Annotated in this window: 19 protein-coding genes and 1 pseudogene; 7 read left to right on the top strand and 13 right to left on the bottom strand. The window is 68.9% G+C overall.

What is annotated here, in order from left to right; translation table 11 throughout:
- Window positions 1-26 precede the first annotated feature (26 nt).
- The 3 genes from ACHMXA_RS23415 to ACHMXA_RS23425 are packed head-to-tail and all read right to left on the bottom strand — an operon-like array spanning window position 27 to window position 3222.
- A complete protein-coding gene (locus tag ACHMXA_RS23415; RefSeq protein ID WP_395316471.1) occupies window positions 27-1019 on the bottom strand; it encodes a tripartite tricarboxylate transporter substrate binding protein in 993 nt (330 codons plus the stop codon).
- Between the two features lie 50 nt (window positions 1020-1069).
- Entirely contained in the window at window positions 1070-2278 is a 1209-nt protein-coding gene (locus tag ACHMXA_RS23420; protein ID WP_395316472.1) for a CaiB/BaiF CoA transferase family protein, read from the bottom strand.
- Complete coding sequence (locus ACHMXA_RS23425; RefSeq protein ID WP_395316473.1) at window positions 2275-3222, bottom strand: hydroxymethylglutaryl-CoA lyase; 948 nt, start codon at window positions 3220-3222, stop codon at window positions 2275-2277. The genes ACHMXA_RS23420 and ACHMXA_RS23425 overlap by 4 nt, the downstream gene beginning before the upstream one ends.
- A gap of 113 nt (window positions 3223-3335) precedes the next feature.
- Here ACHMXA_RS23425 and ACHMXA_RS23430 point away from each other — a divergent pair, with 113 nt between their 5' ends.
- From ACHMXA_RS23430 to ACHMXA_RS23440, 3 genes and pseudogenes are all read left to right on the top strand, one after another.
- Window positions 3336-4238: a LysR family transcriptional regulator gene (locus ACHMXA_RS23430; protein ID WP_176667103.1), complete on the top strand. Its 903-nt coding sequence runs from the start codon at window positions 3336-3338 to the stop codon at window positions 4236-4238.
- A 131-nt stretch (window positions 4239-4369) separates the two neighbouring features.
- Window positions 4370-5260, top strand: a pseudogene (locus ACHMXA_RS23435) (MBL fold metallo-hydrolase); the annotation flags it as partial.
- On the top strand, window positions 5254-5991 hold the full coding sequence (locus ACHMXA_RS23440; protein ID WP_395316474.1) for a DsbA family protein: 738 nt from the start codon (window positions 5254-5256) through the stop codon (window positions 5989-5991). The pseudogene ACHMXA_RS23435 and the gene ACHMXA_RS23440, both read left to right, overlap by 7 nt.
- Before the next feature lie 30 nt (window positions 5992-6021).
- Here the strand turns inward: ACHMXA_RS23440 and ACHMXA_RS23445 are convergent, their stop codons facing one another.
- The 9 genes from ACHMXA_RS23445 to ACHMXA_RS23485 form a co-directional block, all read right to left on the bottom strand.
- A complete protein-coding gene (locus ACHMXA_RS23445) occupies window positions 6022-7725 on the bottom strand; it encodes a tannase/feruloyl esterase family alpha/beta hydrolase (protein WP_395316475.1) in 1704 nt (567 codons plus the stop codon).
- Window positions 7726-7761: 36 nt separating this feature from the next.
- A complete protein-coding gene (locus tag ACHMXA_RS23450) occupies window positions 7762-8466 on the bottom strand; it encodes an ABC transporter ATP-binding protein (protein ID WP_176667107.1) in 705 nt (234 codons plus the stop codon).
- Window positions 8459-9223 (bottom strand): ABC transporter ATP-binding protein, encoded by a 765-nt coding sequence (locus ACHMXA_RS23455; protein WP_395316476.1) that lies wholly within the window; start codon window positions 9221-9223, stop codon window positions 8459-8461. Before ACHMXA_RS23455 ends, ACHMXA_RS23450 begins: the two co-directional genes overlap by 8 nt.
- Window positions 9220-10221 carry a branched-chain amino acid ABC transporter permease gene (locus tag ACHMXA_RS23460; protein ID WP_395316477.1) on the bottom strand — a complete coding sequence of 334 codons (1002 nt, stop codon included), beginning with the start codon at window positions 10219-10221 and terminating at the stop codon, window positions 9220-9222. The genes ACHMXA_RS23455 and ACHMXA_RS23460 overlap by 4 nt, the downstream gene beginning before the upstream one ends.
- The gene (locus tag ACHMXA_RS23465; protein ID WP_126024905.1) at window positions 10222-11094 is read right to left on the bottom strand and encodes a branched-chain amino acid ABC transporter permease; all 873 of its coding nucleotides are present in this window, start codon (window positions 11092-11094) and stop codon (window positions 10222-10224) included.
- A 321-nt stretch (window positions 11095-11415) separates the two neighbouring features.
- On the bottom strand, window positions 11416-12588 hold the full coding sequence (locus ACHMXA_RS23470; protein WP_176667110.1) for an ABC transporter substrate-binding protein: 1173 nt from the start codon (window positions 12586-12588) through the stop codon (window positions 11416-11418).
- Window positions 12589-12755: 167 nt separating this feature from the next.
- Window positions 12756-13745: a PDR/VanB family oxidoreductase gene (locus ACHMXA_RS23475; protein ID WP_395316478.1), complete on the bottom strand. Its 990-nt coding sequence runs from the start codon at window positions 13743-13745 to the stop codon at window positions 12756-12758.
- 49 nt (window positions 13746-13794) lie between these two features.
- Window positions 13795-14571, bottom strand: coding sequence for a GntR family transcriptional regulator (locus tag ACHMXA_RS23480; RefSeq protein ID WP_126024956.1), 777 nt, complete (start codon window positions 14569-14571; stop codon window positions 13795-13797).
- A 5-nt stretch (window positions 14572-14576) separates the two neighbouring features.
- A complete protein-coding gene (locus ACHMXA_RS23485) occupies window positions 14577-15683 on the bottom strand; it encodes a Rieske 2Fe-2S domain-containing protein (protein WP_395316479.1) in 1107 nt (368 codons plus the stop codon).
- Between the two features lie 153 nt (window positions 15684-15836).
- Here ACHMXA_RS23485 and ACHMXA_RS23490 point away from each other — a divergent pair, with 153 nt between their 5' ends.
- The 4 genes from ACHMXA_RS23490 (at window position 15837) to ACHMXA_RS23505 (ending at window position 21089) form a co-directional block, all read left to right on the top strand.
- Window positions 15837-16958 carry a 5-methyltetrahydropteroyltriglutamate--homocysteine S-methyltransferase gene (locus ACHMXA_RS23490; protein WP_395316480.1) on the top strand — a complete coding sequence of 374 codons (1122 nt, stop codon included), beginning with the start codon at window positions 15837-15839 and terminating at the stop codon, window positions 16956-16958.
- A gap of 27 nt (window positions 16959-16985) precedes the next feature.
- Complete coding sequence (locus tag ACHMXA_RS23495; protein ID WP_395316481.1) at window positions 16986-17651, top strand: glutathione S-transferase family protein; 666 nt, start codon at window positions 16986-16988, stop codon at window positions 17649-17651.
- Window positions 17652-17697: 46 nt separating this feature from the next.
- Window positions 17698-19074 (top strand): phospholipase D-like domain-containing protein, encoded by a 1377-nt coding sequence (locus ACHMXA_RS23500; protein WP_395316482.1) that lies wholly within the window; start codon window positions 17698-17700, stop codon window positions 19072-19074.
- 365 nt (window positions 19075-19439) lie between these two features.
- Complete coding sequence (locus ACHMXA_RS23505) at window positions 19440-21089, top strand: Ig-like domain-containing protein (RefSeq protein ID WP_395316483.1); 1650 nt, start codon at window positions 19440-19442, stop codon at window positions 21087-21089.
- Here ACHMXA_RS23505 and ACHMXA_RS23510 read toward each other — a convergent pair.
- Entirely contained in the window at window positions 21086-22162 is a 1077-nt protein-coding gene (locus ACHMXA_RS23510; RefSeq protein WP_395316484.1) for an ROK family protein, read from the bottom strand. The genes ACHMXA_RS23505 and ACHMXA_RS23510 overlap by 4 nt on opposite strands.
- Window positions 22163-22244 lie beyond the last annotated feature (82 nt).

The following is a 22244-nucleotide window of genomic DNA, read 5'->3' on the forward strand; positions in this document are numbered from 1 at the left end:
TCCTCCCGGTGGAAGGAGCCGATCCTTCATTCCACGACGACGTTCGCCTTCTTCACCAGCGCCGCATAGCGCGCGGCCTCGCTGCGGAAGTAGCTCGCGGCCTGCTCCGACGTCGTCGGCCTGACGACGTTGCCCTGCTTGTCCATCGCCTCGCGCACCTCGGCGCTGTTGAACGCGGCGACCACCGCGTCGTGCACGCGAAGCACATCGGCCGGCTGCATCTTCGCCGGCCCGATCACGGCGAACCAGCCTTCCACCGCGTAGCTGGGCAGGCCCTGCTCGGCGATGGTCGGAATATCCGGCGCGGCCGGCGAGCGCTGCGCACCGCACAGGCCGATGGCGCGCAGCGTGCCGCTCTTGATGTGCTGCTGCACCGCCGGCAGTGCCACCACACCCAGCTCGACCTGTCCGCCGATCATGTCGGTCACCATCGGCCCGGTGCCCTTGTACGGGATATGCCGCGCCTTCACGCCGGCCTCGTCCATGAACATCTCGCCCGCGAGATGGAGGATGGTGCCGTTGCCCGACGAGGCGTAGTTGTAGGCGCCCGGCTTCGCGCGCAGCAACGCGACCAGCTCGGGCACGTTCTTCGCCGGCAGCTTCGGGTTGGCCAGCAGCACCAGGGGCGTGGCGCCCACCACGCTGATCGGGGTGATGTCGTTGATCGCGTCGAACGGCATCTTCCTGAACACGGCCGGGTTGATGACGTGGTTGTTCGACACCATGCCCAGCGTGAGCCCGTCCGGCGCCGCCTTGACGATGGCCGCCGCGCCGGTGATGCCGCCGGCGCCCGGCAGGTTCTCGATCACAACCGGCTGGCCGAAGGCCTTGCCCAGCGCAGGCGCCGCGGCGCGCGCGATGGTGTCCACGCCCGAGCCGGCGCTGATCGGCAGGATCAGGCGGATGGGCTTGTCCGAGCCCTGCGCGAGCGCGGGGCATGCGGCCACCGCCGCGGCGCTGGCGCCGAGGCCGAGCAGCGTGCGGCGGTTCATCTTCAGTGGAAGCGTGTCGTTCGTCATGGTCTTGTCTCTCTTCTTTATGTTTCTGGAAAAAGGCGGCGGGCGTCTCGCTAGGCCACGGCCGACCTCGCATGCAGTTCGTCGATCTGCTCACGCCCATAGCCCAGTTCCGCCAGCAGCTCGCGGGTGTGCTCGCCCAGCGTCGGCGGATGCAGCCGCACGCCCAGCCGCTCACCGTCCAGCGTGATCGGGAACAGCGTGGTCTGCGCGATCTCCCCGGCACGATCGCCGTCGGGCAGGCGGATGTCGGCGAGGCCGCCCGTGGCCTTGAGGTGCGGATCGGCGTAGAGGTCCTCGGGCCGCGTGATCGGCGCGAACGGCAGGCCCTTGGCCTCGAAGATCGCCGACAGCTCCGCCGCCGGGCGCTGCGCGAGGCGCTGGCGCAGGTCGGCCAGCAGCGTGGGACGCATGCGCACGCGGTCGTTGTTGGTGGCCAGCGCCGGGTCGGCCTTGAGGTCGTCGAAGCCGAGCGCGTCGCAGAAGGTCTTCCACTGCGCGTCGCTCACTGCGGCCAGGAAGATCTGCTCGCCGTCCTTCACCGTGAACACGTCGTACAGCGCCCAGGCCGAGATGCGCTCGGGCATCGGCGCGGCCGCCTGGCCGGTGATGGCGTACTGCAGCATGTGCTGGCCGACGAGGAACACGTTGTTCTCGAAAAGCGCCGACTTCACCTCCTGCCCCTTGCCGGTCTGCATGCGCTGCATCAGCGCGGCGATCGCGCCGATGGCGCCGAACATGCCGCCCATGATGTCGTTCACGCTGGTGCCGGCGCGCAGCGGATCGCCGGGGCGCCCCGTCATGTAGGCGAGGCCGCCCATCATCTGCACCACCTCGTCGAGCGCGGTGCGGTGCTCGTAGGGGCCGGGCAGGAAGCCCGCGTGGTCCACGTACACGAGGCGCGGATTGAGCTTGCCCAGCGCGGCGTAGCCCAGGCCGTACTTGTCCATGGTGCCGGGCTTGAAGTTCTGCGCCACCACGTCGGCGCTCACGCACAGACGCAGCGCGGCTTCGAGCCCCTGCGGATTGCGCAGGTCGAGCGCGATGCTCTTTTTGTTTCGGTTGAACATCGGGAAGAAGCCCGCGCCCGCGCCCAGCAGGTGCCGCGTGCGGTCGCCATCGATGGGCTCGACCTTGATCACTTCCGCGCCCAGGTCGGCCAGCACCATGCCGCAGGTCGGCCCCATCACCATGTGCGTGAACTCGACCACGCGGATGCCCGCGAGCGGCAGGCGCCTGGCTTGCGTATCGCTCGTGCTCATGCCGCGATGCCTTCCGTGGCCGTGAAAGTCTTCGGAAAGCCTGCCCGCCACACGGTGCCCTGCAGCGTCTCGCCTTCGAGCCAGCCGGCCACGCGCCTGCGCAGGTCGAGCAGCTTCGGCAGGTCGACGCCGGTCGCCACGCCCATGCTCTCGAGCATGAAGACCAGGTCTTCCGTGTCGACGTTGCCGCTGGCGCCGGGCGCATGCGGGCAGCCGCCGATGCCGGCGAGGCAGGCGTCGAAGCGGGTGATGCCGACTTCGAGCGCGGCATAGGCGTTCGCGAGCCCCATGCCGCGCGTGTCGTGGAAGTGGCCGCACCACAGCCGGTCGCCCGCGATGCGCAGCGCGCGCTCGAACAGGCTGCGCACCATCGCCGGATCGGCGTAGCCCACGGTGTCGGCGAGGCTCACGCGGTCGGCGCCGGCGTCGAGCAGCGCCTGCATCAGCCGCAGCACCTCGTCGGGATCGACGTGGCCCTGAAGCGTGCAGCCGAAGGCCGTGCCCACGCCGCCGTCGATGAGCGTCTTGGAGCCCGCGGCATCGCGCGCCGCGCGGATGCGGCCGACCTCGGCGACCACCTCGTCAGGCGTCTTGCGCAGGTTGGCCAGGCTGTGCGCGTGGCTGGCCGACAGCGGCACCATCACGAGGTCGGCGCCGCCCTCGATGGCACGCTCGGCGCCCTTGAGGTTGGGCACCAGCACCGAGGCGAAGAGCCCCGGCAGCGTCTTCGCGTAGGCCAGCAGTTCGGCCGTGTCGGCCAACTGCGGCAGCAGCCGCGCCGGCACGAAAGAGCCGACCTCGATCTCGCGCTGGCCGGCGGCGTGCGCGTCGCGGATCCATTCGAGCTTGTGTTCGGTGGAAAGCACGCGCGCGATGCTCTGGAGGCCGTCGCGCAGGCCAACTTCGCGGACGACCGCACGCGGCGGCAGGAAGGCGTGAATCAAGTCTTGTCTCCGTGGTGATGCTGGGTGATGTGGGCCAGGGCATCGATGGTAGGAGTTCCAATTCGACTCAGAAGGTATATTTTGGAAGCCATCTGATTCCAGAACGGAACATCATGCGAGACCTCGACCTCACCACCCTGCGCCTCTTCGTCGCCGTCTGCGAAACGCGCAGCATCGCGCGCGCCGGCGAGCAGGCCAGCATCGTCGGCTCGGCCATCAGCAAGCGGCTGGCCCAGCTGGAGGAAACCGTCGGCACGCCGCTGCTGCTGCGCAAGCGCCGGGGCGTGGTGCCCACGCCGGCTGGAGAAACGCTGCTGGAGCACGCCCGCGCGATGCTCGGCAGCGTGAACCGCATCGAGCGCGACATGGCGGCGTACGCCGGCGGCGTGCGCGGGCACGTGCGCATCCTGGCCTCGGCCTCGGTCATGGCCGAGTCGCTGGCCGAGGACGTGGCCGACTTCCTGCAGGACCCGGCGCACCGCAACATCCGCGTCGACATGGAAGAGCGCGTGAGCCCCGAGATCGTGCGCGGCATCCGCGAGGGCAGCGCCTCCATCGGCCTGTGCTGGGACGCCGCCGACCTCGAAGGCCTGGAGCGGCGGGACTACCGCAGCGACCACCTCGCCATCGTGGCGCACCCTTCGCATCCGGTGGCGCAGCGCGAGAGCGTGCGCTTCGAGCAGGTGCTGGACCACGAATTCGTCGGCATGCCGGCTCTCAGCGCCGTGCAGCTGATGCTCGCGCGCGAAGCGGCGGTGGCGGGCAAGCCGCTGGTGTACCGGGTGTTGGTGTCGAACTTCGACGCGGCGCTGCGCGTGGTGCGCGCCGGACTGGCGATCAGCGTGGTGCCGGCGGAGGTGGCGCGCCCGTTCGCCCAGACCTTCGGGCTGCGGCTGATGCCGCTGACCGACCCGTGGGCGCGGCGGCGCTTTGCGATCTGCTTCCGGGGCGGCACGGAGCTGTCGCCCTCGGCGCAGTTGCTGGTGGCCCATCTGGAACGGCGTGCCACCGACTGATTCGACCGGATTCGGAAACTATTCGTTGTGGATCGTCAGGTTTTTGTTTCTATTCGCGCAACCTAACATTCGTGGCATTCAGCGCTGTCACCCATCCACCCAGTCGAATCACACAGAGAAAGCCCGCCACCATGTTCCGCAGAACCCTCATCGCCTGTGCTCTCGCCCTCGGTTTCAGCCTCTCCGCCCAGGCTGCCGAGACTGCCCCGGCGCTCAAGCTCGACGTGTACAACCCCGGCGCGAAGTCGATGTTCCCCGTCTCCTCCGAGATCGTCACCGGCCAGGCCGACGCGGTGCTGATCGACGCCCAGTTCCAGCGCAACGACGCCGAGGCGCTGGTGCAGAAGATCAAGGCCACGGGCAAGAAGCTCACCACGGTCTACATCAGCCACAGCGACCCCGACTACTACTTCGGCCTCGACGTGATCCAGGCCGCCTTCCCCGACGCGAAGATCGTCGCCACGCCGCAGACCGTGGCCGCCATCCAGGCCTCCAAGGACGGCAAGCTCGCGCACTGGGGCCCGATCCTGAAGGACAACGCGCCCAAGGCGCTGGTGGTGCCGCAGCCGCTGGCCGGCGACAGCATCGAACTCGAGGGCCGCAAAATCCAGGTCGTCGGCCTCGACGGTCCCACGCCCGAACGCAGCTTCGCGTGGATTCCCTCGCTGAAGGCGGTGGTCGGCGGCATTCCGGTGTCGGCCAACATCCACGTGTGGGTGGCCGACACGCAGACGCCCGAATCGCGCCGCGACTGGATCAGGACGCTGGGCCGCATCGAGGCGCTGCATCCGAAGACCGTCGTGCCCGGCCACTACCTGCCGAACGCGAACGGCAGTGCCCCTTACTCGCTCGCGTCGGTGAAGTTCACGCGCGACTACCTCAAGGCCTTCGAGGCCGAGGCTGCGAAGGCCAAGGACTCGACCGCGCTCATCGCCGCAATGAAGAAGCGCTATCCGAAACTGGAAGACACCTCCTCGCTGGAACTCGGCGCGAAGGTGATCAAAGGAGAAATGAAATGGCCGCAATGAACGACGCAGCAGATGCAAGGGGCGCAGGCGCCACGCTGCACTACATCTTCGATCCGCTGTGCGGCTGGTGCTACGCCGCCGCGCCGCTGGTCGACGCGGCGCGCGAGGTGCCGGGCCTGAAGGTGGAGTTCCACGGCGGCGGCATGATGACCGGCGCCAACCGCCGCGCCATCACGCCGCAGTGGCGCGACTACGTGATGCCGCACGACCACCGCATCGCCGAGATGACCGGCCAGCCCTTCGGCGAACGCTATTTCGAGGGACTGCTGCGCGACACCGGCGCGGTGATGGATTCCGAACCGCCGACCACCGCCATCCTCGCGGCCGAATCGCTGCGCCCGGGCGGCGGGCTGGACATGATCCACGCCCTGCAGCGCGCGCACTACGTCGATGGCCGCCGCATCGCCGACGTGGAAGTGCTGAAGGCGATCGCCGCCGAGCTCGGCTTCGAGGCGCAAGCCTTCGCCTCGGCCTTCGAGCGCCAGTCGGGCGAAGCCACCTCGCGCCATATCGCCGAGAGCCGCCAGTTCCTGCAGCGCGCGGGCGGCCAGGGTTTTCCGACCTTCGTGCTCGTGCAACCCGACGGCAGCGCCGGCCGCGTCGACATCGGCCCGTGGCTCGGCCGTGCGGAAGACTGGAAGGCCCAGCTCGGTGCGTTCGTCGCGCCGCCGCAGTCGCCCTCCGCGGAGCCCAACGCATGCGGGCCGGACGGCTGCGCGATCTGACGCGTCAGAAGCTTCGCCCTTGCCCCCGCGCTACCTGCTGCACTGGAAGCTCGCCGCCTGCGAGGCATCGCCGCCCACGTAGCGCGGCCACAGCGGCCATTCGCACAGCGGACGCGCGCGCGTGACCTTGAACGGCGGCTGCACCTCCTGCTCCACCAGCTGCAGCCCGCCCGGCGCCTTGCCGCGCTCGACCCAGTCGGCCAGCGCGCCGAGCATGTCGACATTGGCCGGCGCGCCGCTTCCCACGTGATCGACGCCGGGCGCGGTGTACAGGCGCATGAAGCGGTCCACGTTGTCGCGGCCCAGGCGCGCGACCACCGACTCGTAGTAGCGGATGCCCGCGAAGGGGCTCTGCGCGTAGTCGGCCATGTGCTCGAGCATGAGCAGCTTGCCGCCGCGTGCGTTGAACGCGCTCAGGTCGGGGTTGGTCGAATCCATGAGCTGCGACACGGTGGCGATGCGCGCGGCGTAGTCTTCCGCGCGGTAGTTGCGCACGTCGAGCGAGGGATTGCGCGCGTAGAAATACTGCAGCGCGCCGCTGCCGTAGAACCACGCGATGCCGTTGCTGGGCTGCGGCGGCACGGTCGGCGCGGCGGTGCCGGTCCACCATGCGTTCCAGCCGCCTGTCGAGGCGAAGGCCGGCGTCGCCTCGCCGCCGATGCCCCAGCCGGGGTACTCGTTGATGCCGTTGGCCAGCGGCACCGGTGCGCGCCACGGCGAGCGCAGCGTGCGCACCGCCTGCACCTGCGCGTCGTTGAGGCAGTTGTCGCCGCTCGTGCCCGCCGCGCAGCGCAGACTGGCCGGGTCGAAGCGCTGCAGGCAGGCCACCGGGTTCGAGACGATGCGGTCGGCCACGCCATCGGCCGCATCGCACGACGCGAGCACCGCGTCATGCACCAGCTGCACCTGCGCCGGCCGCAGCCAGCCCTCGCCGAAAGTGGCGATGCCGTTGCGCGTGCCGGCATGCTGCAGGCCCGTCCAGTTGATCACCGGCACGCGGCTGAAGATGCCGTCGAAATCCTGCGGATAGCGCTGCGCCATCGTGAGCGCCTCGCGTCCGCCCTCGGAGCTGCCCATGAAGTACAGCTTCTGCGGCGCCTGCCCGTACGCGCGCTGCATCAGCGCCACGGCCACGTCGCGCACCTTCTTGTACGAGGCGTGCGCGAAGTTGGTCAGCGCCTCGTCGTTGAGCGCGAAGGCCTGCGGCGGCTGGCCGGCCACGTTCTGGTGGCCGGAGTCGGTGCCGTAGGTCACATAGCCCTGCGCCAGCGGCGTGGGCAGGTCGAAGCGCGCGGCCGGCACCAGCGAGAGGCCGGTGATCAGCACGCCGTTGAAGCCTCCGCCGCCGTATTGCACGCTGCGCCCGTTCCATGCGAGCGGCAGGTTGACCTGGAACATGATGGGCGGCGCGCTGGCATCGATCGGTGCGATGCGGCCCAGCACCTTGCAGAAAGAGGGCATAGCCGGCGTGATGCGCGACGGGGGCGTGGGCCCGCGCTCTGCCACCGCGAGCGCGGAAGCTGGAACCAGCGTCGCGGAATCGATGGTCGCCGCGCCGCTGGGCAGGCCGATCGCCGACGCAGCGACGGGCGCAACCAGCGCCGCGCAGGCCGTCGCCGGATTGCCGCCGAGCGAGAGGCTCTTCGGGCCGGTGGTGGTGCCGCAAGCCGCGAGCAACAACGCGGCGGTCGCCAGCGTGGCGCCCCCGCTGAATACTGTCTTCGGGGTCGCCATCTGTCTGTCTCCTTTTTTGCTTGTCGTATCTGTCTGCTACCGCGCCACGCCCAGCAGCCGGTCAAGCACCTGCGGCTGGCTGCGCAGCGCCGCCGCGCTGTCGGTGTGCACGATGGTCCCGTGGTCGAGCACCACCGCCTCGTCGGAGATCGCGAGGATCGCCTGCGGATGCTGCTCCACGATGATCGCGGCCAGGCCCTCGTCCTGCGTGATGCGGCGGATGGCGCGCAGCAGCTCTTCCACAATGATGGGCGCTAGGCCCTCGAGCGGCTCGTCGAGCAGCAGCAGCTTGGGGTTGAGCACCAGCGCACGGCCCACGGCCAGCATCTGCTGCTCGCCGCCAGAGAGCTGCGTGCCCAGGTTGGTCTTGCGCTCGGCAAGGCGCGGGAACATCTCGTACACGCGCTGCGGATTCCACTTGCCCGGCCGCTCCACCGCCGTGAGGTTCTCGTGCACGGTGAGCGACTTGAAGATGTTGCGCTCCTGCGGCACCCAGCCGATGCCGGCCGCCGCTCGCAGGTGCGGCGCGATCTTGTGCAGTGCCTGGCCGCCTAGCGAGATGCTGCCGCCGTGCTGGCGCGTCGCGCCCGCGAGCGTGTTGATCAGCGTGGTCTTGCCCGTGCCGTTGCGGCCCAGCAGCGCCAGCGTCTGGCCCTCGCCAAGCGTGAAGGCCACGTCGTGCAGCACCACGGCCTCGCCGTAGCCGGCGCTCAGGTTTTCTATTCTCAGCAGCTCAGACATGGGCAGCCTCTCCGTGGCCCAGATAGACCTCCTTCACCTTCGGATCGTTGGCGATGGTCTCCGGGTCGCCCTCGGTCAGCAGGGTGCCGTTGACCAGCACGGTCATGCGGTCGGCGAAGCTGAACACCAGGTCCATGTCGTGCTCGATCAGCAGCACCGACACGTCGGCCGGCAGCGCGGCCACGGTCTGCAGCAATTCCTCGCGCTCGCCAGCGGGCACGCCCGCCACAGGCTCGTCGAGCAGCAGCACGCGCGGCTCGCAGGCCAGCGCGATCGCGATTTCGAGCAGCCGGCGCTTGCCGTAGGCCAGGTGCTTCACCTGCTGCTGCGCCACGTCGCTCAGGTGGAACTGCTCCAGCAGCTGCGCCGCGCGCTCGGCGATGGCCTTGCTCGACCCCAGCGGCTTCCACCATTGCGCGCCCGCGCCCTGGTGCTGCGACACCACCAGCGCCAGCGTCTCGAGCGGCGTCATGGAATCGAACAGCTGGTTGATCTGGAAGGTGCGCACCAGCCCGCGCGCCACGCGCTTGTGCGGGGCGAGCGTGGTGATGTCCTCGCCCAGCAGCGTGATGCGGCCCTCGGTGGGCGTGAGCACGCCCGTGAGCTGGTTGATGAGCGTGGTCTTGCCCGCGCCGTTCGGGCCGATGAGCGCATGGCGAGCGCCGCGCCGGAGCTCCATCGACACATTGTTGGTGGCCGTGATGCCGCCGAAGCGCATCACGAGGCCGTGGGTGGAAAGAACGGTGTCCGCGCTCATGCCGCGCCGCCTTTCTTCTTGCCGACGCCGAACCATGCCCAGGGCTTGAGCAGCCGGTCGCGCCCGACCAGCACCAGCAGCACCAGGATCAGGCCGATCCAGAACATCCAGTACTGCGGCGTCACGGCCGACAGCCATGTCTGCAGCAGCTTGAAGACGATGGCGCCCGCCACGCCGCCATAGAGCCAGCCCACGCCGCCGATGACCAGCATCAGCAGCACGTCGGCAGAGCGGTCGAAGGCCAGCACGTCGAGCGAGGCGAAGCCGGTGGTCTGCGCCAGCAGCGCACCCGCGGCACCGGCGATGCCCGCCGCCACGGTGTAGATCACCACCAGCCGCGACACCACCGGAACGCCGATGGCCATGGCGCGCAGCCGGTTGTCTCGGATGGCCTTCAGCGTGGCGCCGAAGGGCGAGTGCACGAGGCGGCGCATCAGCAGGAACAGCACCAGCATCACCGCCAGCGAGTACCAGGCGGCCGTGCGGCCGAAGAGGTCGAACTCGAACATGCCGAGTACCGGCCCCATCACCACGCCCTGCAGGCCGTCGGCGCCGCCGGTGAGCCAGTCGAGCTTGTTGGCGAGTTCGAGCAGCAGCAGCGCCGTGCCCAGCGTGACCATCAGCCGCGTGAGGTCGCTGCCGCGCAGGATCGTCACGCTCGCCACCATGCCCAGCAGCGCGGACAGCACCGTCGCAAACAGCAGGCCCACGGTCGGGTCGGGCATCACCAGCTTGGCGAACAGCGCCGCCGCATACGCGCCGAAGCCGAAGAAGGCGGCATGGCCCAGCGACACGATGCCGGTGTAGCCCAGGATCAGGTCGAGCGACATCGCGAACAGCGCAACGATGGCGATCTCGTTGACCAGCAGCGAGTGCGAGGGCATCGCCAGCGGCAGCGCGAAGGCCACCGCCCAGACGACGAATTCGAGCGGGCGCCAGCGCGCCTTGCGCAGCAGGGCCGACTGGAAGTCGGCGACGACGGGAGAAGGCGTGCTCATTCAGCGGCCCCCTTTGCGCGTGAACAGGCCCTGCGGGCGCCACATCAGGATCAGGATCATCAGCAGGTAGACGGTGAACGCGCCCATCTTCGGAATGAAGTACTTGCCCGCCACGTCGGCGATGCCCAGCAGCAGCGCCGCCGCGAGCGGCCCGGTGATCGACGAGGTGCCGCCGACGGACACCACGATCAGGAAATAGATCATGTACTTGAGCGGGAAGGTCGGATCGAGCCCCAGGATCTCGGCGCCCAGCGCCCCACCCAGGCCCGCGAGGCCCGAGCCCACTGCAAACGTCAGCAGGAACACGACGTTCACGTTGATGCCCAGCCCCGCCGCCACGCGCGGGTCATCGACAGCGGCGCGCAGCCGGCTGCCGAAGCGCGTCTTCGACAGGATCAGCTGCAGCACCACCGTGAGCACCGCGCACACGCCGATGATGAAGAGCCGGTAGTGCCCCATGCCCAGCAGCAGCGCGCCGTCGCCGATCTCGGTGCGGCCGCGCAGCCATTCGGGCAGCTGCACGTTCTGCTGCGACGAGCCCACGAAGTAGTCGACCGCCGCCACAGCCATGAAGGCCAGGCCGATGGAAAACAGCACCTGGTCGAGGTGCGGCTTGCCGTACATCGGCCGGTAGAGCGTGCGCTCCAGCACCGCGCCGGCCAGCGCGACGACGATGAACGCGAGCGGCAGGCACGCCAGGAATGGCACGCCCAGCTTCTGCATGGCGAACACAGTGAGATAGCCGCCCGCCATGGCGAAGGCGCCGTGCGCGAGGTTGATGAAGTTCATCAGCCCGAGCGTCACGGCCAGCCCCACGGCTAGCACGAAGAGCAGCATGCCGTAGGCGATGCCGTCGAAAAGGATGGTCAACATGACAGTTTTTTCATTGCGCTGTGGCGTTTGGGAGGCACTTGTCCGGGGCGTGTGCGAAGGCCACCGGGTAGCTCCCTCCGCGAATGTCCCCCGGCCTGCGGCCTCCTCCTTTATTTCGCTGCGGGAGCCACCCGGCGCCCTTCGCACATGGACGCCGCAGTGGTGCCGCTCGATCAACAAGGGCTCTGAACGGTCACGCCGGCGGTGGGCTTCTTTTCACGAAATAAAGGAGGAGGCCGCAGGCCGGGGGACATTCGAGAAAAGAAGCACACCGTCGGTGTGATCGCGCCCCGGACAAAAGCGTCCGGAGCCAGAAAGAAATTACTTGGCCTTGCCGGGGTCTTTCACGCCCTTGATCACGTCGAACTCGACGTTGTAGAGCTGCCCATCCTTCTTCTCGACCTTGCGCAGGTACACGTCCTGCACGATGTCGCGGGTCTGCGCGTCGATCAGCACCTGGCCGCGCGGGCTCTCGAAGACCTGGCCCTTCATGGCGCCCAGCAGCGCCTCGCCGCCGCCCTGGCCCTTGGTGGCCTTGAGCGCCTCGTAGATGATGCGCATGCCGTCATAGCCGCCCACGGCCATGAAGTTGGGGCGCATCTTGGGGTTGGCCTTCTCGAAGGCCTCGACGAACTTCTTGTTCAGTGCCGAGGGGTGCGCCGTCGAGTAGTGGTGCGAGGTGACCACGCCCAGCGCGCCGTCGCCCATGTCGTTGAGCTGGTCGTCGTCGGTCACGTCGCCGGTGGCGATCATCTTGATGCCGGCCTTGTCCATGCCGCGCTCCAGGAACTGCTTCATCACCGCGGCGCCTGCGCCCGAGGGCACGAAGACGAAGAGCGCGTCGGGCTTCACGTCGCGAACCTTCTGCAGGAAGGGCGCGAAGTCAGGGTTGCGCAGCGGCACGCGCAGCTTGTCGAGCACCTTGCCGCCGTTGAGCTGGAAGCGCTCGGTGAAGAACTTCTCGGCGTCGTTGCCCGGACCGTAGTCGGCCACCAGTGTCACGACCGTCTTCACTCCGTTCTTCGGCGCCCAGTCGCCCATGGCCACCGAGACCTGCGGCAGCGTGAAGCTAGAGCGGACGATGTAGGGCGATGCCTCGGTGATGCTCGACGTGGCGGCGGCCATCACCAGCTGCGGCGTCTTCGACTGGGTGGCGATGGGCGCCACCGCGAGGGCCAGGGGCGTCAGGCCGAAGCCGGCGAGCACGTTGACCTTGTCGTTCACTACCAGCTCCTGCGCGAGGCGCTTGGTCACGTCGGGCAGGCCGGTGTCGTCCTTGATGATGAGTTCCACCTTCTTGCCGGCCACAGTGTCGCCGTTCTGGGCCATGTACAGGCGGGCTGCGGCTTCGATCTGGCGGCCGGTGGAGGCCGACTGGCCCGTCATCGGAAGGATCAGGCCGATCTTGAACTTGTTGTCCTGGGCACTGGCCAGCGACATCGAAAGTGCAAGAGCCGACAGGGCGGCGGTCTGGATGAGATGGCGTCTTTGCATGTTTTTTCCTTTGAGGACGGAACGCGAACCGGCGCTATTTTGAACACTTTGCAACATCCGGCGCTGCAGGCAATCACCTAGCCGGCCACAGTCGCTGACCTTTGTTGCGCGATTGACAAATGAACTGCGCGATCATCGCGCAGGGTGCATTCCAGGAACGACCCCGATCAGCTCTCTGCGCGATAGGCGGAGTCGAGCGTGAGCGTACCCACAGCGCGTGACACGCAGGCGCAGATGCGCGTGACCGACTTCTTCTCGTGCTCGCTGAGAAACACGTCGCGGTGATCGACTTCGCCGTCGATGGCGATCACGTCCATCGCGCACAGGCCGCATTCGCCGCGCCTGCAGTCCGACAGCGTCTGCACGCCGGCCGCGTCGAGCGCATCGAGCAGCGTGCAGTCGGCCGGCACGGTGATGGTCAGGTCGTGGCGCGGAATGCGCACCTCGAAGGACTGCGTGGCCAGCCGGCCGCTGCTGCCGAAGGTCTCGAAACGCAGGTCGGCGATGGGACGGCCCGCCGCGTGCCAGGCGCGCTTGAGGGCTTCGAGCATCGGCACCGGGCCGCAGGTGTAGAGCTGGCCGCCGGGCGGCAGCGCGGAGATGGCGGCGGCGAAGTCGATGGGCGCGGCGCCCTCGTGCGCCGCCACGCCGCTCTCGCCCAGCGCGTCGCGCAGGTGCGAGAGATAGCCGAACTCGTCGGCGTTGCGCGCGCCGTAGAGCATCTTCACCGGCACGCCGGTGCGCTTCGCGTGCGCGGCCAGGCGCTGCGCCATCAGCACCAGCGGCGTGATGCCGATGCCGCCGGCCACCAGCAGGTAGCCGGGGGCCGAGAGGTCGAGCGGAAAGTGGTTCTGCGGCGCGCTCACCTGCAGGCGATCGCCCACGGCGAGCCGCCACATCGCGAGCGAGCCTCCGCGGCCGTCGTCCAGGCGCTTGACGGCGATGCGCCAGCAACTGCCGTCGCCTTCGCCCACCAGCGAATAGGAGCGCGTCTGCACCCTGCCCTGCGCGGTCAGCACCTGCACCTGGAGGTGGGCGCCGGGCTCATGGGAGGCGGCGAATCCGCTCTCGGGGCGCAGCTCGAACTCGCGCACGGTGGGCGTTACGTCGCGCAGCGCGACGACCTGCGCCTGCATCCATTGAAGATCGCTTTTCATCGGGGAACACCAAGGGAGAAAAAGAAAGAAGCAGGAAGAGGAAGGGAAATCAGCCGCGCCGGCGGATCAGCTGCACGCCCGGCAGCGGACGCTGCTCGGCGGTGGGCGTGCCGTGCAGCGCCTCGCGCAGGTTGCGCCGCGCGATGCGGCTGTGCTCGCGCATCAGCGCCTCGGCGCGCGAACCTTCGCCGGATTCGATGGCGTCGAGCACCTGCACGTGCTGGTCCTGCGCGACCACGAGCATGTCGCGCGCGGCCGGCGAATTGGCCTGCACCACGACGAAGCCCGAGGGCGAGGCGAAAGGCAGGTTGATCACGCGCTCCAGCTGCTGCGCGATGACGGGGCTGGCCGCCATTTCGCAGAGCAGCGCGTGGAAGCGCTCGTTGTGCGTGACGTAGCGCGAGAAGGCGGCGTCGTCGAGCGCGGGTTCGCGCAGCAGTTCGTCGATGCGCTGCAGGCAGGCGCGCGCCTCGCGCAGCACCACCGGCGCCGCGCCGCGTTCGGCGGCGAGCCGGGCCACCAGGCCTTCGAGCGTGCCGCGCAGCTCGATGGCATCGGCCACGTCGCGCTCGGAGAAGGTGCGAACCGCATAGCCGCCGTTGGGCAGCGCCTCGAGCAGGCCTTCCTGTTCGAGCCGCATGAGCGCGGTACGCACCGGCGTGCGCGACACGCCGAGCTGCTCGGAGATCGCCACCTCGGCGATGCGCGCGCCGCCGGGCAGCTCGCCCGCGAGGATCATCTCGCGCAGCCGCAGCTGTGCCTTCACGGCCTGCGAGCTGCCGCTGTCGCCGGGCTCGGCGGCAGCGGAGACGGCCGCGACCTTCACACGGCTCACGCGGCCTCCTTCTCGGCCGGCCGGATCGGGATCGCCGCGCGCGCGGGCTTCTCCTTCTCGATCATGCGGTCGATGAGCTTGCGCGCCCACATCGAGCCGGCGTCGATGTTGAGGTTGTAGAACTTGTGATCTGGGTGCTCGTCCATGGCCTTCTGCTGCGCCTCGAGCACGAGCTCGTCCTCGCGGAAGATGCCGGCGACGCCCTCGCGCAGCTCGTGCGTGAGGCGCTGCTCGCCCAGGCAGTAGTTGCGCGCGAAGGCCCAGAAGTAGAGGCAGGTCTTGTCGGTCTCGGGCGTGATGGTGTTGAGCACGTAGCCGTTGACGCCCTTGCTGCGGTCGCCCGGGTTTCCGTTGGAGGGCACCGCGCCGCTGCCGGCCTCGGCCACGCCGACGTCGATGTTCACCGTGCACGGGCCTTCGAAGCGGATGATCTGCCAGCGGTCGACCTTGCCGGTGTAGCCGCGCGCGTGGCGAATCTGGCCGCCCCAGAACGGCGGCGGATCGATGTTCTCCATCCAGCGCGTGACGGTGGCCGAGCGGTCGCCGTGCGTGGCGACGAAGGGCGCCTCGGCCACTTCGCGGTTGCCGATGGAGGAGCCGTGCACGAAGGTCTCGTGCGTCAGGTCCATGAGGTTGTCGACGACGAGGCGGTAGTCGCAGTGGACGCGGATCATCTTGCCGTCGCCGGCCCAGGCCGGGTCGTCGTTCCAGTGCATGTCGGGGATGAGCGCCGGGTCGGCCTTGGCCGGGTCGCCGGGCCAGATCCACACGAAGCGGTGCTTCTCCGCCACCGGAAAGCTGCGCACGCAGGCCGAGGGGTTCAGCGTCTCCTGGCTGGGCATGTGCGTGCAGCGGCCCTGGGCGTTGTAGACGAGGCCGTGGTAGCCGCAGACCACCTCGTCGCCCTCGAGGCGGCCGAGCGACAGCGGCATCAGCCGGTGCCAGCAGGCGTCCTCGAGCACGGCGACCTGCCCGTCGGTGCGACGGAACAGCACCACTTTCTGGTTGCAGATGGTGCGTGGCAGCAGCGCGTGTCGCACTTCGACGTCATAGGCGGCGGCGTACCAGGCGTTCAGGGGGAAGGCGGGCGTGGGCGTTTTCATGAATACTCAATGTATACAGAAATAGCGAAATTTCCAGCGTTTTCAGCCTATTCGAGGGTAAACACCGAGATCACTGTATACAGTCATCGCCGTTTCGATGGCGATACGATGCTCCGTTCGTTTCCCCCGATCACGATCACGACGGAGCCATCCATGACACAGCACGCCGCCTTGCCTGCCCGCTACGACCACGTGGGCAGCTTCCTGCGCCCCAAGTACCTGCTCGAAGCCCGCGAGCAGAAAGCCAAGGGCGAGATCACCCCCGAGCAGCTTCGTCTCGTCGAGGACAAGGCGATCACCGAGATCGTCAAGTTCCAGGAAGACATCGGCCTGAAGAGCATCACCGACGGCGAGTTCCGCCGCACGTACTTCCACATCGACTTCCTCGACCAGCTCGGCGGCGTGAAGACCGACATCCCGGTCACCATCCGCAAGCCCGACGGCACCGAGGAGCTGGCCCCGCCGGCGATGCGCGTGATTGACAAGGTCCGCCACGTCAAGGACATCCAGCTCGCCGACTTCCAGTACCTCAAGAGCCAGGTTTCGGCGGGACGCACGCCGAAGGTGACGATCCCCTCGCCGACCATGCTGCACTTCCGCGGCGGCCGCGCCGGCATCAGCAAGGACGCCTACCCCGAGCTCGACCCGGTCTTCTACGACGACGTGGCCAAGGCCTATGGCGACGAGCTGCGCTCGCTGGCCGCCGCCGGCTGCACCTACGTGCAGATGGACGACACCAACCTCGCCTACCTGTGCGACGAGCACATGCGCGAGGCCGCCCGCAAGCGCGGCGACGACCCCAACGAACTGCCGCACCGCTACGCCGCCTTCATCAACAAGGTGGTGGCGCAGAAGCCGCCGGGCATGCTGCTGGCCATGCACCTGTGCCGCGGCAACTTCAAGAGCACGCACGCCGCCGCCGGCAACTACGAGCCGGTGGCCGAGGCGCTGCTCAAGGAGATGGACCTCGACGCCTACTTCATGGAATACGACGACGCCCGCTCCGGCGACTTCAAGCCGCTGCGCTACCTGCCCAAGGGCAAGACGGTAGTGCTCGGCCTGGTGACCACCAAGTTCGGCGAGATGGAAGACAAGGACGAGCTCAAGCGCCGCATCGAGGACGCCGCCAAGTACGCCTCGCTCGACCAGCTCGCGCTGTCGCCGCAGTGCGGCTTCTCCAGCACCGTGCACGGCAACAACATCGCGGTGGAAGCGCAGCGCAACAAGCTGCGCCTGGTGGTCGAGACGGCGCAGGAGGTCTGGGGCTCGACCTGACACGCCGTTTCTGTTGAAGTCGGGGACATGACGACTCACATCTACTCAGGTCCCCTCAGCATGTTCGGCGCCAAGGTCGAGATCGCGGCACGCGAGAAAGGCGTGCCCTTCAAACTGGTCATGGTGCCCTTCGCCAAGGGCGACGTGTACGAGCCCAAGCACCCCGAGGTGCTTCGGGTCAACCCCGTCAAGCAGCAGGTGCCGGTGCTGGTCGACGACGAGGTCTCGCTCTTCGACTCGACTCAGATCTTCGAGTACCTGGAAGACCGCTACCCCAGCCCCGCGCTGTGGCCCGAAGGCATTGCCGAACGGGCCCGCGCGCGTCAGCTGGAACAGAAGTCCGACGAGGTCTTCTTCCCGAACGTGATCAAGCTCTTCGGCCTGCAGGAGGCCATGCAGAGCGCCCCGGCGATCGCGGCCTGCGCCGGCTGCGCGCGCTTCTACGACGAGATGGAAGGCCTGCTCGCCACGCGCGAGTACCTGGCGGGGCCCTACTCCTTCGCCGACATCGCCTTCTACATGGCCTGCGTCTTCGCCGACCGCAAGGGCGCGGGCATGACCGGCGCCGCGCCGCGGCTGCTGGCCTGGCGCACGCGCGTGGGCGACCGGCCCGCGGTGCGCGCGGTGGTCGATCCGATGATGCGCTTCCTCGCCTCGGAGGGACGCGAGGTGCCGGCCTTCCTGCAACGCTGAAGGGACACTGAAGGCGCCGCCCTCAGCGCTGAGGCATCATCGATTCATGCCGACCAAAGAGTTCGACTGGCTGCCCACTCCCTCGCAGCACTTCCTCGTCGTCACTTTCGCGCTGCTGGTCTACGTGCTGACCACGCGCGCGCGCCGCGAGCAGCGCGCGCCCACCACCGCCATCGCATGGGTCATGGGGCTGGTGCTGATGCCCTATTTCATCCTGCCGATGTACCTGCTGTTCGGGCAGCGCAAGCTGCGCCCGGCGGGTTCGCCGCGGCCGCCGCGCTCGGTGCCGCCGGGCCACTGGGCCGCCGACCTGATCGAGAGCTTCGGCCTCGCGCCGCCGGGGCGCTGCGCGATCCGCCTGCATGCCGACGGCGAGGCCGCGCGCGACGCGCTGTGGCAGGTGATCGACGGCGCGCGCGAGCGCATCGACGTATGCACCTTCATCATCGGCGACGACCCGCTCGGCCATTCGGTGCTCGACCGGCTGGCGCAGCGGGCGCGCGAGGGCATCAAGGTGCGGGTGCTGCTCGACGGCTTCGGCGCGCTCTCGCTGCCGCGCCACCACTTCGACCGGCTGCGCGCGGCCGGCGGCGAGGTGGCGGTGTTCCGCCCCTTCTTCAGCCTGCGGCGCATCGGCCCGCGCAACCTGCGCAACCACCGCAAGTTCACCATCGCCGACGACGGCTGGCTCTGGTCGGGCGGGCGCAACCTCGCTGGCGAATACTTCACCGGCAACGAAAAGCATCCCGAAGCCTGGCGCGATCTCTCCTTCGACCTGCGCGGCAGCGTGGCTGCCGCGGCGGCGCGCCAGTTCGACCACGACTGGGCCTCGGTGCGCAGCCGCAAGGCGCGCGCCATCACCGCCCCCGACGTCGAAGGCCCCGGCACCGCCATGGCCCAGTTCCTGCCGAGCGGCCCCGACCAGACGGAGGACACGGCGCATGCGCTGCTGATCGACGCCTGCTTCCGCGCCGAGCACCGCATCCTCGCCATCACGCCCTACTTCGTGCCCGGCGACGGCCTGCGCGACGCGCTGCGGCTGGCCGCGCGGCGCGGCGTGCAGGTGACCATCGCGATGCCCGCGCAATCCAACCACCGGCTGGCCGACTTCGTGCGCGCACGCGCCATGCGCGACCTGGCGCGCGCGGGCGTGAGCTTTCGCATGCTGCCCTTCATGGCGCACGCCAAGGCGGTGGTGGTGGACGACGAGCTGGCCATCTGCGGATCGATCAACCTCGACCTGCGCAGCCTGCTGCTGAACCACGAGGCGGCCGTGGTGTTCTACGGGCAGGACCACATCGAATGGCTGGCCGAGTGGATCGAGACCACCGCTTCGGCCGGCGAGCCCTACCGCGCGCGGCGGCCGGGGCTGCTGCGCGACGTGGCCGAGGGGCTGCTGCTCACTGTTGCTTTCCAGCTCTAGGTGCCCAGTGCCGGCGCGGCTCTGTAATCCAGGATGTACAAATGCAACAAAACTGAAACCAATTGAACAAGCACACTAAAATACCCACCGGTTTCGGGGATTGACAAACCTTCCTGCCCCACCGGTCACCCCCCCGGACGGACGCTGACGGATCTCCCGGCACCCCCTGCCTGGCGGGGTAGCCCGCTCGGATGCGGCCTTTCAAGAGGCCGGCCCGGGCGCCGTTCGTTGGAGTCTTGCGCCCCGATCCCCGGGGAAAACCGATGCGAGCTTTCTTCTCGCTGCGTGCCCTGGCGAACCTGGCGTTTGCGGTCCTTCCAACAGTGTTCGCGCTGTCTGGAATTGCAACGCCCGCTTTCGCCGCCATGGACGAGATCGGCCGGGCTCCCCCGAGCACCCATCGCCTGAAGTTCATCGTCGATCCCGAACTCGCCGCCGACATCGGCCCCGCCGAGGCCGGCCGCCGGCTCGCCCAGTACGTGGCCGACGTCAACACCGTGTTCACGCGCGAGACGGTGCGCAGCTTCGCCTTCGACCCCGCCGCCGACCTGCAGCTGGTCGCGCCCGCGAACGCGCCGCAGTGCGCCTACAGCGGCCTGGTCAATGGCGAGGTGGTGGTGTGCGTCTCGAAGTCGACGCGCGGCTACAGCCACGGCGGGCTTTCCATGAGCTGGACCTTTCCGCAGAAGGGCGTGGCCTGGAACCTCAACTGGATCGCCATCCACGACCCGCTGCGCCTTTCGCGCGCGCCCACGCCGGGCGCCCCCGAATCCACCGAGAAGGACTACCTGGGCCGCCAGCTCAAGACGCTGATGCACGAGCTGGAGCACGTGTTCGGCGCCGGCGCGGGCGAGTACTACAACGGCATCGCCGTCACCGACACCACCGGCGTCGCGCCCGTCACCGATCTCTCTCTGGCCAGCGAAAGCGACCGCTACTGGTGGAGCCGCCAGCACTGGCGGCTCGACCCGCTGCTGGGCACCGTCTTCGAGCAGCGCCGCGATCCGGCGGCCAATCGCGTCGCCACGCTGGAGCTGACCCGCTTCACCGAAGGCACCAGGGCCAACATCAATACCGACTGGACCGACTGGCCCAAGCTCGGCAGCTCGAAGTTCATGGCCGGCACCACCGCCACCCAGGTGCGCGTGACCGACCGAGACACCGGTGCCGCCCTGCCCGGCGCGCAGGTGTCGGTGTGGCGCAACCCGGGCGCCGGCAAGCCGCTGGCGATGCTGGTCACCGGCGTGGCCGACGCCTCCGGCCGCTTCGTGTTCGACTGGGACTGCGGCTTCAGCTGCTTCGCCACCGGCAAGACCACGCTGCTGGTCAAGGCGCGCGCAGCCAGCCGCGCGCCCGGCGCCACGTGGTTCACCATCTTCGATGCCTTCGAGCAGAAGGCGGTGCAGGGCCAGCAGATGTTCACCATCGACCTGGCGCTCGGCAGCCCCGACGCGACGGCGCCCACCGTGTCGGTGGCCGCGCCCTCCATGGCCACGGTGGGGCAGCTCACCGTGATCGCGCCCGCGGTGGTGGACAACGTCGGCGTCGTCGGCGTGAAGGTAGTGGGCCGCGACAGCATCCCGATCTGCACCTTCACCGCCCCGCCCTACACCTGCAGCTGGACGCCGGGCACGCCCGGCATGCAGACGATCCGCGTCATCGCGCTCGACGCGGCGGGCAACTCGGCGGTGGCTTCCGCCAACGTGATCGTCAACCCGCCTTCCGACACCGTGCCGCCGGCCGTTTCGCTGGCCGCGCCCCAGAGCGTGCCCGCGGGCGCGGCCGCGAGGTTCTCCGCCACCGCATCCGACAACGTCGGCGTGGCCGAGCTGAAATTCATCGTCGACGGCAGGACCGCCTGCACGCTGCGCGCCGCGCCGTACGTCTGCGCATGGACGCCGAAGCGGCCCGGCTCTGCGAACGTGGAAGTGCGCGCGACGGATGCGGCCGGCAACGTCGCCAGCGCCTCCGCCAGCATGCGCGTCGAGGGCCCGCGGCCGAGGACCTCTGACTAGGGCCTGTTGGTGAAGCTGGCGTTGCCCAGCCCCGTGCCGATGGTCAGCACGCCCCAGTGGCGCACGTCGCGCATGAAGGGCAGTTCGCTCAGGCCCTGCACCACGGCGTCGTTGTGCATCAGCACCAGCGTCGGGCCCGAGCCCATCATCGGCATGCGGCGCCACAGCTGGCTGGGCAGATGGAAGGCGTGGCTTTCCCAGTCGCCGGGCAGGTTCTGCGCGCCGCGCGCGATGGAGCCGTCGGGCCGAATGAGCCCCGGGCAACCGATGCCGATGAAGGGCGCGAGCCGGATCTTCCTGCGCTCGCTGTAGCGCACCATGTCTTCCAGCATGCCGGCGATGTGGTCGACCATGTCGCCCCGGTTGGGGCCTTCATCCGCATGGCGCCACTTCTCGCGGCGCACCACCTTCGCAAGCGAGAAGTCGGGCGCCTTGCGGTGGCGTGTCTTGACGATGCCGCAGCGCACGTTGGTGCCGCCTATGTCGACGGCGAGGATCGCGTCGTGCCCCTTGAGCATGTGGCGCGGCACCAGGTGCACCCAGCCGATCAGCCCGCCGTCGTCCACGTCGTGCGAAAGGCGGGCGATCTGCACGTGCGGGCCGAGCTCCTCCAGGATGGCGGCGGTCTGCAGGATCGCGCGCTCGCCCACGTCGCTTTCGGGAAAGCCGCCGCCGATCACGATGCGCTCCACCTTCTTCCATGAGGGCTGGCGCATGAAGCGCTGGATCACCGACGCCAGCTCCTGCGCGAACTCCTCGATGGCCACGTGCATCAGGTCGGTGGCTTCGGAAGCCTTCTTCTCCTGCAGCACGCGGTCGAGTTCCTTCTTGGCGAGGTCGCGCGAGTGCGATTTGCCCAGCGGGTCCTTGCCCTTCCTGCGGCGGCGCTTGCGCCAGTGCTCGAGCAGTTCGCGGAATGCCGTCTGGCTGGCCTGGTCGCCGACGAAGCCGTCCTTGTCGCGCAGCTGCAGGCTGTAGCCGTCCACCTGAAGGCCGGGCAATTCGCGCAGGCCGTGGACGTTGGGGCCGGGGAGGTCGTGGTCGTCGCTCGCGGGTGGGGTCTTTTTCTTCATCGCGACCAACTTTGGCCCCGAACGGCAGCCGGCCCCATCGGCACCGCACGCCAGGGTTTGTAGGAGATCGACGGGTGCGCGG

Source organism: Variovorax sp. UC74_104 (assembly GCF_044055375.1).
Classification (GTDB): Bacteria; Pseudomonadota; Gammaproteobacteria; order Burkholderiales; family Burkholderiaceae_C; genus Variovorax.